Source organism: Ruegeria sp. YTSB088 (assembly GCF_059609825.1).
On the sequence record NZ_JBXWMM010000020.1, the window covers coordinates 17748 to 29050 of the forward strand.

At 55.8% G+C, this 11303-nt stretch carries 10 protein-coding genes and 1 tRNA gene; 7 read left to right on the top strand and 4 right to left on the bottom strand.

What is annotated here, in order from left to right; genetic code table 11:
* Positions 1-73: 73 nt before the first annotated feature.
* Positions 74-1411 carry a serine hydrolase domain-containing protein gene (locus AC2FFA_RS21420; RefSeq protein ID WP_496853171.1) on the bottom strand — a complete coding sequence of 446 codons (1338 nt, stop codon included), beginning with the start codon at positions 1409-1411 and terminating at the stop codon, positions 74-76.
* Positions 1412-1568: 157 nt separating this feature from the next.
* Positions 1569-2462 carry a LysR family transcriptional regulator gene (locus tag AC2FFA_RS21425; RefSeq protein WP_496853172.1) on the bottom strand — a complete coding sequence of 298 codons (894 nt, stop codon included), beginning with the start codon at positions 2460-2462 and terminating at the stop codon, positions 1569-1571.
* A gap of 122 nt (positions 2463-2584) precedes the next feature.
* On the opposite strand from AC2FFA_RS21425, the gene cuyA reads away from it, so the two are divergent.
* Complete coding sequence (gene cuyA / locus AC2FFA_RS21430) at positions 2585-3598, top strand: D-cysteate sulfo-lyase (protein ID WP_496853173.1); 1014 nt, start codon at positions 2585-2587, stop codon at positions 3596-3598.
* A gap of 3 nt (positions 3599-3601) precedes the next feature.
* Positions 3602-4309 (top strand): cysteate racemase, encoded by a 708-nt coding sequence (gene cuyB, locus AC2FFA_RS21435; RefSeq protein WP_496853174.1) that lies wholly within the window; start codon positions 3602-3604, stop codon positions 4307-4309.
* Between the two features lie 51 nt (positions 4310-4360).
* Here the strand turns inward: cuyB and AC2FFA_RS21440 are convergent, their stop codons facing one another.
* On the bottom strand, positions 4361-5245 hold the full coding sequence (locus AC2FFA_RS21440; protein ID WP_299902025.1) for a LysR family transcriptional regulator: 885 nt from the start codon (positions 5243-5245) through the stop codon (positions 4361-4363).
* A 268-nt stretch (positions 5246-5513) separates the two neighbouring features.
* Here AC2FFA_RS21440 and AC2FFA_RS21445 point away from each other — a divergent pair, with 268 nt between their 5' ends.
* The 4 genes from AC2FFA_RS21445 to AC2FFA_RS21460 all read left to right on the top strand — a co-directional run bounded on the left by AC2FFA_RS21445 (position 5514) and on the right by AC2FFA_RS21460 (position 9856).
* A complete protein-coding gene (locus AC2FFA_RS21445) occupies positions 5514-6479 on the top strand; it encodes an ABC transporter substrate-binding protein (RefSeq protein WP_117870735.1) in 966 nt (321 codons plus the stop codon).
* Between the two features lie 67 nt (positions 6480-6546).
* The gene (locus AC2FFA_RS21450; RefSeq protein WP_496853175.1) at positions 6547-7602 is read left to right on the top strand and encodes a quaternary amine ABC transporter ATP-binding protein; all 1056 of its coding nucleotides are present in this window, start codon (positions 6547-6549) and stop codon (positions 7600-7602) included.
* Positions 7599-9140: an ABC transporter permease gene (locus AC2FFA_RS21455; RefSeq protein ID WP_299902034.1), complete on the top strand. Its 1542-nt coding sequence runs from the start codon at positions 7599-7601 to the stop codon at positions 9138-9140. Before AC2FFA_RS21450 ends, AC2FFA_RS21455 begins: the two co-directional genes overlap by 4 nt.
* Entirely contained in the window at positions 9137-9856 is a 720-nt protein-coding gene (locus tag AC2FFA_RS21460) for an alpha/beta fold hydrolase (RefSeq protein ID WP_117870741.1), read from the top strand. The genes AC2FFA_RS21455 and AC2FFA_RS21460 overlap by 4 nt, the downstream gene beginning before the upstream one ends.
* 267 nt (positions 9857-10123) lie before the next feature.
* Here the strand turns inward: AC2FFA_RS21460 and AC2FFA_RS21465 are convergent, their stop codons facing one another.
* Complete coding sequence (locus AC2FFA_RS21465) at positions 10124-10999, bottom strand: hypothetical protein (protein ID WP_496853176.1); 876 nt, start codon at positions 10997-10999, stop codon at positions 10124-10126.
* 175 nt (positions 11000-11174) lie between these two features.
* On the opposite strand from AC2FFA_RS21465, the gene AC2FFA_RS21470 reads away from it, so the two are divergent.
* A tRNA-Thr gene (locus tag AC2FFA_RS21470) sits at positions 11175-11250 on the top strand.
* Positions 11251-11303: the final 53 nt, after the last annotated feature.

Consider the following 11303-nt stretch of genomic DNA (forward strand, 5'->3'; position numbering starts at 1 on the left):
CGACCCGGTGTCCTGCCCACATGCAACGTCCGCCGAAATGGTCGGAGCAGCGTCGATCACAAGGCTCGATCCCTTACCCCCCGAAAGCCGAAACAAGCTTTTTCGCCAGCGGCAAAGAAGAATAGCCCAACCGTGACGGTGTAAGCCCCATCCGCACGACAACCATGTCATGCGAAGGGAAAATTCCGATGGACTGACCATCATGCCCTTGTAACCAAACCGCGTCCTCAAAGGATGGCAGGTCGCCCGGCGACTTCAGCCAAAGATGACCTTTGGCATATTTCCCGTCAGAAACCGCAACGGGCTCGAACATCCAGTCTACAAAACCTGCGGGCAAGATCCGCGTGCCGTCCCACACCCCCTTTTGCAGCAGAAACTGGCCATACCTCGCCCAGTCACGGGCCGTTGCGTACATATAGCTGGACCCGATGAATGTATCGGCGACATCTGTCTCGATGATCGCCGAAGTCATGCCGAGCGGTTCAAAAAGCGAAACCCGAGGATAGCTCAAACCGCCATCGGGCAGGTTGTCCTGCCACACCCGGGACAATGCGGTGGATGTACCAGAGGAATAGTTGAAGTCGGTTCCAATGCCGGCTTCCAGTGCACGGTCAGCAGCGAAACTGGCCATGTCATCGCTGAGATACAGCATCCTGGTCACGTCCGACACGTCTCCGTATTCTTCATTCCATTGCAGACCGCTTGTCATGCCCAGCATGTCGGCAACAGTGATGTCTCGCCTTGCATCTTCTGCCCATTCGGGAAAGCTGTCCACGAGGGTGTCCGATACGTTCATCCGACCCACGTCAATCAACGTTCCGATCAGCCCCGCAGTGACCGTCTTGGTCATGGACCAGCCCAGCAACGGTGTGTCGGCGTCAAACCCTTCGGCATAGCGTTCGGCCACGATGCGCCCGCCTTGAACCACCACTACGGCGCGGTATCCTTCGCCAAGCAGCTTGTCATCCGACAATACAGCCCGAACTTTTGGATCATCAGACAGCGCAACGTCGGTTCCACTTGGCCAAAGACCTGTCGGCGCGGACTTGGCGGCCTCAAGCCGCTGCTCACTCAGGGATGTACCATGGACGTTGGTGCAACCAAGCCCCTGCCGGAACTGCGACGTGGCGGGCGCGAAGAACCGAAAGAGTCGCGCGCGAACAGTCTGCGCCTCTCGATCAACTTCAATCGAAACGTGTTTGAGCAGCGGATGCCCCGGGGCCTGCACATCCACCGTAAGGACCTCGTCCGGATCACGTCCGGCAATGAAAACGTTCGAACAGACAATCTTGGCCGAGTAATTCGTGCCCACTTTCAGCAAGTCCGGAGGGGCGATCAGCAGATAACCAAGCAAACCCACGATGCCCAGAACCACGACACCTAGACCCGTTTTCAATACCTTCGTGAACATCCGCAGACCTGCCCTGTTGCTGTCTTTTCAGCTCAGGTTAGATACAACCAACTCGGTTTTGCTACCATTCCGTTGCGTATTCTTCCGATGTCGATCAGCAGACCCGGCGTCTTTATCTTCGAACTGCGCCGGTCGCCGCGTTGCTTTGATCTTGCGACTACCAAAAGCTTTGCAATTGCCCGGCAAGACGTTGCCAAATCTGTTCACTGTACTCCGACTGCGGTCCAGCCAAACGGACCATTCTTATTGTCAGCGCCTGTGCAGGCAGAGCTTCTTCAACGCTTACAAGCTGCCCCTGAGCAAGCGGCGTGGCGACCAAAGAATGGGGTAGCCATGCAACGCCGATTTCATTCACGGCATATTGCAGCATCGCCAACGTCAGGGCCGTCTCGGCTTTGGCCGTGATTCTGGTTTTGTCGGGCAAACGGGGTGCAATCAATCGGGAAAACACCTGCCCAAGAAATACATCAGGCGGATAGATAATCGCGGGAACAGTCTCACCATCCAATTCCCTGCGCATTGCGGGTGCGCATACCGGGATCAAAGTATCAGCGCCAAGCGTCTTTGCCTCAAATGCATTTTCGAGGTTTTGCATCCTGCCGTCCGAGATCGCGTACATGATCGCGAAATCGACTTCTTTTGAGATCAGTTGCAACAGACACTCGTCCTGGTTCCCTGATCGCACTCGAACCGAGATGTCGTCATCTGCGGTCAAAGTGCGGACCACTTTCGGTGAAACGGTTGTCGTGAGTGCATGTTGGCAGACAAAAGACAGAGACTGGCTGGCCTGATCACTCTCGGTTTTCAGGGTATGTCGAAGTTTGTGCAGACGCGCACTCAGCTCGCGCAATTCCGGTTCCAACGCCTGCACACCCGGCATCAGGGATACGGGCTTGCGGCGACGATCAAACAGGGTCGCACCGATACTACCTTCGATGAGCCGCACCCGACGGGTAAAGGCAGATTGGGTCAGCAGCCGTTTTTCCGCGGCGCGTGTCAGCGATCCGCTGTCCAACACGGCCAATATGTCATCGATCCATTCCAGGCGCATGTGTACCAGATACCGCAGCCCCGATTAACATGCAATTGTTGCAACATATTTGCTGAATTTCGAATTAGCAGCGCGGTTATTGAAAGTATAAATTGACGAAAATCAATATTAGGAATTGTGATATGCATCTCGCCCGCTTCCCCCGCCTTCACCTCGCCCATCTTCCGACACCACTTGAACCGATGAAGCGGCTTTCCAAAGAGTTGGGTGTGGAAATCTGGATCAAACGCGACGATTGCACCGGCATGTCAACCGGCGGCAACAAGACCCGCAAGCTGGAATTCCTGATGGCCGAAGCGGAAGCGCAGGGCGCGGACATGGTGATGACGCAAGGTGCCACTCAAACAAACCACGGTCGACAAACCGCAGCATTTGCCGCCAAACTGGGCCTTGAATGCCATATTCTTCTGGAAGACCGCACCGGCTATCAAGATGGCAACTACAATACAAACGGCAATGTCCTGCTGGACCACTTGCACGGTGCGACGACCGAGAAGTTTCCCGGAGGTCACGATATGCCGGGCGAAATGGAAAAGGCTGCCGAGAAGAAACGGGCAGATGGCCGCAACGTCTATGTCATTCCCGGCGGCGGCTCGAACCCGACCGGGGCGCTTGGCTACGTAAACGCGGCCTTTGAACTGTTGGGGCAGGCCAATGACAGCGGATTGCAGATTGACCGTCTGGTACATGCAACCGGGTCATCCGGTACGCAGGCAGGTTTGGTGACAGGAATGTGCGCCATGAATGCGCAGGTGCCGGTGCTTGGCATCGGGACAAGGGCACCTCAGCCAAAGCAGGAACAGATGGTTTACGACCTCGCCTGCAAGACAGCCGAAAAACTGGGGTGCGCAGGCGTGGTAAAGCGCGAAGATGTCATGGCCAATACCGACTATGTCGGTGAAGGCTATGGACTGCCCACTGAAAGCGGTATCGAAGCGATTCAGATGTTTGCTGAATTGGAAGGTATTCTTCTGGATCCCTGCTACTCGGCCAAGGGCGCTGCGGGTCTGATCGATCTGGCGCGTAAAGGCGAGTTCAAAGATCAGCGGGTCGTTTTCCTTCACACTGGCGGCGCCGCGGCTTTGGCGGGGTATGACTTTGCGTTCGATCACAAAAACCGCTGGGTGAATATCTGAGCAATGATGCTGCACCCCATCGGCATTCTTGGCGGCATGGGCCCCGAGGCAACGATCCTCCTCCAGCGTAAGCTGGTGGAGGCTGTACCGGTGCGCGATGATCGGGACCACATTCCGCTTCTGATCGACATGAACACACAGGTGCCATCGCGGATCGCTCATCTGATCGAAGGGTCGGGTGAAGATCCGGGGCCGACACTGGCAGCAATGGCGCGACGCCTTCAGGATGCCGGCGCCGTGGCGCTGGCAATGCCCTGCAACACAGCGCATCACTATGCCAAGGCGATCACCGATGCCGTGACTGTTCCGCTATTGAATATGGTTGATCTGGCAGCGGATCATGCCCTCCGTGAACTGGGGGCAGGCGGTTGCGTTGGTATGCTCGCTTCTCCTGCAGTGCGCCGTACTTGTCTTTTCGATACAGCACTGCAGGCGCGCGGGCTATCACCTGTTTGGCCAGCGGATGATGACCTGATGCTGGCGGCGATCCGCGAGATTAAGGTCAACGGCCCAAGTGACAAGGCGCGCGAAACACTGCGAGCGTCTTCAAAAGCACTGGTCAAGGCGGGGGCGGACTTGCAACTTATCGCTTGCTCCGAGTTTTCTCTCATTTCCGACAGCGTCGCGAACGACGCCAAAGCAGTGGACACGGTCGATCTACTGGTCCGCGCGATCGTCGGTTTTTCTCAGACGGGCTGCTCTGCGAGTTAGCGTAGGGCTTTTTTCAACGGCAGTCGGTGGGCCCAAAACGGTTTTGTTTGGTCACAAACGCTGCCAAAGCTGGTACGCAATCTGATCCAAGCTGACTGGATTGGAAAAGGCTGAAATCGTCAACGTCGCGCACCAAGTATCATCGCCGACCGGCACCAGTACCCCCTGATCAAGTTCCTCGGCAATCGCCGTTTCGGGCATCCAGGCAAATCCGCTGCCTGTCATCAATCGTCGCTTGATCGTTTCGACCAGACTATCGACATATATCGTTTCGGTATTCTGGGGTTTCCGGTCAACGGTGTTTTCGACGACCATGCCCAAAAACGACGATCGGTCATAGGCCAGGTAGGGGATCGGCGGGCCATCCTGTCTGGATAAATCCCATCCCATTGTCCGTACCGGCTCAACGGCAGCTACGGGTATCAGACGATCCTTCAGCAGATCCTTACGCTCAAACGCGGTTTCGTCGATCATGGGCGAGACAGAGTGGTGATAGTAGCACAGCAGGATATCCACCGCGCCCTCGACCAAGAGATCACAGCAGGTGCTCAGAGAATCAGACAGAACGCGTGTTCGCAGATCCGGGATTTGCTTCTGCAATTCCTCTATGCGGACCGCCAAAAAATTAACCGCGATGGTGTGTAGAACCGAAAAACGGATGAACCGACTGTCGCCCCGGTCGGCGTCCCGCAGGGATTGGCGGGATTCTGACAGCTGTGAAATCGCCGCCTGAGCAACAGGCAGGAATTGTTTGCCGGCTTCTGTCAGTTGCACCGGATACGTTGCCCGATTGACCAAGGGCAGCCCGACCCAGCTCTCCAACGCCTTGATTCTGCGACTGAATGCGGATTGCGTGATGTTACGCTCATCGGATGCACGGGTGAAGTTCAAGGTCCGGGCGAGGCATTCAAAGTCGCGTAGCCAATTCAGATCCAATGAGTATCCCCGCTTGTTAACGAACGTTTTCAACAAGCATACAGGAACTATGCAGAAACAGAATAGTTTGATGAAATGTTCGAATTGGCTCTCGGAAAAGTTCCTGTTCTAGACTTCTGGGTAGGGTCTGGCGGTTGGTCCTCTTTTCAGCCTTCCGTCCGAAGTTGCGGCCAAATGCATGTTGGCACGACCCTATTGCGCATTAGGAAAGTCGAACGACGGAAAAAACGACGCCGAACCACGGCGCATTTCAACAGAGGAGAAGACCATGAGAACCAATCTAAAAACGCTGGGGATGGCTGCTGCGGTCAGCATCTGCGCCGTGCCTGCATTCGCAGCCGAAGAAGTGAAGATCGGCGTGCCATCCTGGACCGGCGCACAGGCCATTGCCCATCTGCTGGGCGCGGTCGTGGAAATGCGCATCGGTGGCAAAGTGGAATATGTGCCTGGCAACAACGCCACGATCTTTCAGGCGATGGATCAGGGCAAGGGCGATATCGATGTGCATCCCGACGTTTGGCTGCCCAACCAGGAAAGCTTCACCAAGAAGTATGTGGACGAAGCCGGCACCGTTACCTTGTCGTCGAACCCCTACGAGGGCAATCAGGGCTTTTGCGTCAGCAAAGACTTTGGTGAAGCCAACAACATCACCGACATCGCTGATCTGGGTCGCCCGGATGTAGCCGCATTGATGGACAGTGACGGCAATGGCAAAGGTGAAATGTGGATTGGCGCGCCGGGTTGGGCTTCGGCCAATGTGAACGAAGTCAAAACGCGCGACTACGGTCTGCTTGATTTCATCGAGCCGGTACGTGCCGAGGAAAGCGTGAAGACCGCGCGGATCAAGGACAGCATAGCCAAGGGTGAAGGATACGCCTTCTATTGCTACAAGCCGCATGCGGTCTGGTACATGTTCGACGTTCAGATGTTGACCGAGCCGACATTTGACCCGGCAAAATACGTGATGGTCCAGCCGTCTGATGATCCGGACTGGTACAACAAATCCAGTGTTGCGACCAAGGACGCGCTCAAGAACGTGCAGATTGCATGGTCCAACACGCTGCCAGAGCGCTCTCCGGCGATTGCTGATTTCTTCACGAATTTCGCGCTGACAGCAGATGATGTGAGCGGTTTCGCCTATGAGATCAGCGGCAAGGGCCGGGATCCGGCAGAGGTTGCCCGTGAATGGGTCGAAGCGAACCCGGATCGTGTCGACGCCTGGCTGGGTCTCTGATCTCACGTCCAGAAACAGGGTGGCGGCGATTAGCGGCGCCGCCCAAATGCGCACCTCTGGGGGACCTATGAGCGACGATACCGTTATTGAAATCTCGAATGTCTGGAAGATATTCGGGAGCAGGCCCGAGGTGGCCCTGCAGGCGATCCGCGACCGCGGGTTGGACAAGGCCCAAGTGCTGGCTGAATACAACTGCGTTGTCGGCGTGGCGGATGTCAGCCTGTCGGTCAATCGGGGCGAGATATTCTGCATCATGGGCCTGTCAGGCAGCGGAAAATCCACTCTGGTCCGCCACTTCAACCGGTTGTTGGAGCCTACCGCCGGCAAGATCGAAATCGAGGGCACTGACGTGATGGCTCTGGGTCCGAAAGAGCTCCAGCAGTTTCGCAACAACAAGATCGGTATGGTTTTTCAGAACTTTGCGCTGATGCCGCATCGATCTGTGCTGGACAATGTCGCGATGCCGCTGGAAATCCGGCAGGTCAGCAAGAATGAACGCATGCGTCAGGCCGCCGCTATTCTGGATATCGTCGAACTCGGAGCCTGGGGATCGAAATTCGCACACGAGCTGTCCGGTGGTATGCAGCAACGTGTGGGCCTTGCCCGGGCACTGGCGGCGAACCCGGATGTGTTGTTAATGGACGAACCGTTCTCGGCGCTGGACCCGTTGATCCGGCGGCAGTTGCAGGATGAGTTCATCCGACTGAGCAAAATCCTGAAAAAGACGACGATCTTCATCACCCACGACCTGGATGAAGCAGTTCGCATCGGGAACCGGATCGCGATCATGCGCGACGGCAAGGTGGTGCAGATCGGGACGGCCGAAGACATCGTCATGAACCCCGCCGACGACTATGTGGCCGATTTCGTTGCGGGCATATCGCGGCTCAAAGTGGTGCGCGCCCATGCGGTCATGCGGCCCATACCAGAGCATGTTGCGACCCATGGGCCGCTATCGGCAGATGCCCCACGTGTAGATGAGAGTGAGAACCTGAGCACGCTGATCAATCTGGCAATCGACAACGACAGCGCAATCCTAGTGGAGGACGGCGGCGTGGATGTTGGCGTCATAACCCGTGCCGATCTGTTGCGCACCGTGATCGAAGGGACCGAAGTGTCATGAGCACATCTGATGTGAACCCGCTGGAAGATACCGAAAGCGAAGCTGCTTTGGCGTATGCCGAAGAGCGGCGCAAGAACATTCGGGCATTTGTACGCACCAGCCCCGACTACTACATCCGAAACTTCGACAAGATCGGCGCGTCGTCCCGCTTTACACCAACCTTCAATCTGATGGCCGGATTATTTGGTCCGGTCTGGTTCGGTGCCCGGGGCTTGTGGTCATGGGCGCTTCCATTTCTGATCCTCGAAACAATAGCCTATGTGCAGATCGCGCGAGGGATGTTCGGCGATCTGGCCGCCGAGGCTATGGAACGCATCGCTTCAATTGAAGGGACGCTTGAACTGCGCCGTCAGCAGTTGGCCGCTGCCATTGAAAACAATTCGGACAAGATCGATGTCTATCAGCGAACGGTGGATTCGCTTGAGGAAAACATAGGCGGCATCCGCGCTGAAGCCGAGGCGATGGCCGCCGAGGGCCCGTACATTGTTTTGACCGGCCTGATCATTCTAATCATCGTCAAGCTTGTTCAGTCACAGGTGGCAAACTGGGCGCTCGAGGCGCGTTTCTCGGAATGGTTGTCAGATCGCTCAATCCGATCAGCAATGCCGGTATCGCAGATCGTGTTCAGCGCGGTATTCATGGCGCTGATCGTTGCTGCGGCGATGATGCATTACAGCTTTCCGGGGCGTTTCTCGTTGCTCAGCCATTTCCCGACGGACCCCAACATCCGCCTGACCAGCATCACTTGGGTGGAAGACTTCATCGCCTGGTGCGTGCGCAACAGCGAAGCGTTCTTTGACGGGCTGACATTCGGTATCCGTACCCTGCTGGACGCGCTTGAGGTTATATTGGTACAGACTCCGTGGATCGTGATCGCCAGTCTCATCATTCTGCTGACATGGCTGACTGCGGGCGTCAGCACGGCAATCTACTCGGGCGCATTTCTGGCCTATATGGGGCTGTTGGGCTTCTGGGAGGGCGCAATGACCACACTGGCCTTGTTGGGGACAGCGGCGTGCCTGTCGATTGTCATCGGAATTCCATTGGGCATGTTCGCGGCGCGTCGGCCACGGTTTTACGCTTTCATCCAGCCGATCATGGACTTCATGCAAACCATGCCCGCCTTTGTTTTCATGGTCCCCGTGATCGCGTTTTTTGGTGTTGGCAAACCAGCGGCGGTCGTGGTCACGATGATTTTCGGCGGCACACCAGTGGTGCGCCTGACCGTTCTGGGCTTGCGCGGAGTACCCGAAAGTGTGCGTGAAGCAGCGATCAGTTTTGGCGCCAACAAATGGTATCTGCTCACCAAGGTCGACTTGCCGCTGGCAAGCCCGTCGATCCGGGCGGGGATCAACCAGACAATCATGCTGTCATTGGCAATGGTTGTGGTCGCGTCGCTGATCGGTGCCAAAGGGCTGGGCGAAGACGTTCTGGAGGCGTTGCAGTACGCGAATGTTGGCCAGGGTATCCTTGCAGGGTTCTCAATTCTGTTCTGTGCGATGATTCTGGATCGGATTGTGCAGGGCGGCCGGAAATGACACCCATAGTATTTGTCCATGGGTTTCTGGGCGGCAGTCGGCAATGGCAGCGGCAGGTCGAGGCCCTGGAAGGTTACGATGTGATCACGCTGGATTTGCCGGGTTTTGGTGAAAATACTCACCGCGATGCATTCTGCAGTATCTCGGGCTTCGCGGACTGGGCGTTGAATGAATTGAAGTTGCGCAACATCGAGAAATTCCATCTGGTTGGTCACTCGATGGGTGGAATGGTCGCGCAGGAAATGGTTGCCCGTGCGCCCAAGCGTGTTGACCGTTTGGTTCTTTATGGCACCGGGTCCGTAGGAGTGCTGCCCGGGCGGTTTGAGACCATTGATACCTCGAAAACCCGTGCCTGTGCAGACGGACCGAAAGTGACGGCGCGGCGAATTGCGGCAACCTGGTTTCTAGAGCGCGAAAAGGCGATGGAATATGAACTTTGCGCCACGATAGCGCAGAAAAGCAATCTGAAAGCCATGCTCACTGGTTTGGACGCGATGAATTCCTGGAGCGGCGCTGAAAACCTGTCAGCAATCAAGACCCCGACACTGGTTATGTGGGGGGATCGGGATCGTACCTACCCATGGAGTCAAACAGAACAGTTGTGGCAATCTATCCCGAATGCAAATCTCGCGGTGATTCCGAACTCTGCACATGCGACGCATCTGGAGAAAGTCGAACTGTTTAACGGGGTATTGCGGGATTTCCTTGATGCCTGATGAATTGCGCCAATCAAATGAACCGGACAGTTGACGCCATCCTGCGGATAACCGATTGATTTATATGGTCGAACGCCATGGTCTGCCAGATCAATCCATTGATCGGCAGGCTTTTCCGTATCAGCGCGTCGCTGCAAGACCACCAGTTCGCGACCCTGTATTCAGCAAGGCCCAAATACGCATGCGTTCCTGCCGTCACGCAGGGTTGGTGGAAAGAGTTTCCTTCGCGCCATTTGTGCAACAAAGCCGACAGCATTGCGCAGGCGATCAGATTTGCAATACACGAACGTCCTGCATGGACCGGATCGTGGCCAGATCCTGCTCGTAAAGATCTGTAAACGCTTCAACTATGTCGGCATTCCAACCCGGCATATCGAGCTCTTCTTCGATCTGCTCCAGACGGGCGTATTCGTCCAAAATATTTGCCATCTCTTCACGTCGGCTGGTCCGGTCAAGGGCGTCCCCTTTTCTCACGATGTCCAATACATGTCGTTGACCGGCCTCCGTCAAAAGTGAAGACAGGAATGCATATTCTTCATGAAGTGGAGCCTCATCAGGCAATCCGGATATAGCGCGGATGATATCTCCCCAAATAAGCGGGGAATTCTCGTGTTCCCACAAGGTGAGTTGAGCCTGCGGGGCAAGATCCAGCAGGTCTTCGACCATACCAAGCCAACTGAGGCAGCTTAAATCGGTGCTGGCCAGTATGTCCTGACGATGATCTTCATGGATCGACGCAAGGATCTTTGGAATAAAAACCACGGGATTTACCAGCCCTGCAAATACTTCAACCTGCGCGCCGTCCAGCAGAGATTCTGTGTAAGCCGTTCTTTTCCCCGCAAACGGATAGATCTGCCCGTGTTGCAGCGCGGTGCGTCTGGGGCCAAAGAATTTGTCGCTCGACAAAATCACGCGGTCCAGGTTGGGATTGCCGGTTACAAGCTCCGCCAAGCTGTTTGGTGTTTCTGCATCAGGTTGACCTTGCAAGATCGAGTCAGACACAACTTTGACGAATTGCCGGGACCGACGCGGCCCCAGAACAGCCGTTCGGTAATCCGCCAATATCCGCCTGTTCGCGCCAAGCGAGGACATCACCAGCCCTTCATCCGAAAAGGCAACACCAGCGTGGATAGCAACCTGCATCTTGTTTCCCTTAACCCTGGCTTTTCTGTATAGCCGCGTTCGCCACCTCTCGCGAGATCTCTGCTGCGAATGAGCCCGGCGTTTTTGCACGTTCTCAGGAAATCGGGCAATGTCTAAGTTAGGGGTAAAATTCAGACTTGCAGTCCACCGCCAGAGGAAGTAATCGACAGCCAGTGCCCCTATAGCTCAGCTGGTAGAGCAACTGATTTGTAATCAGTAGGTCCGCGGTTCGAGTCCGTGTGGGGGCACCATAACTTCAAGTTAGTGCTATGATTTATTTGATATTTCTTCTTTTGATTCTGAC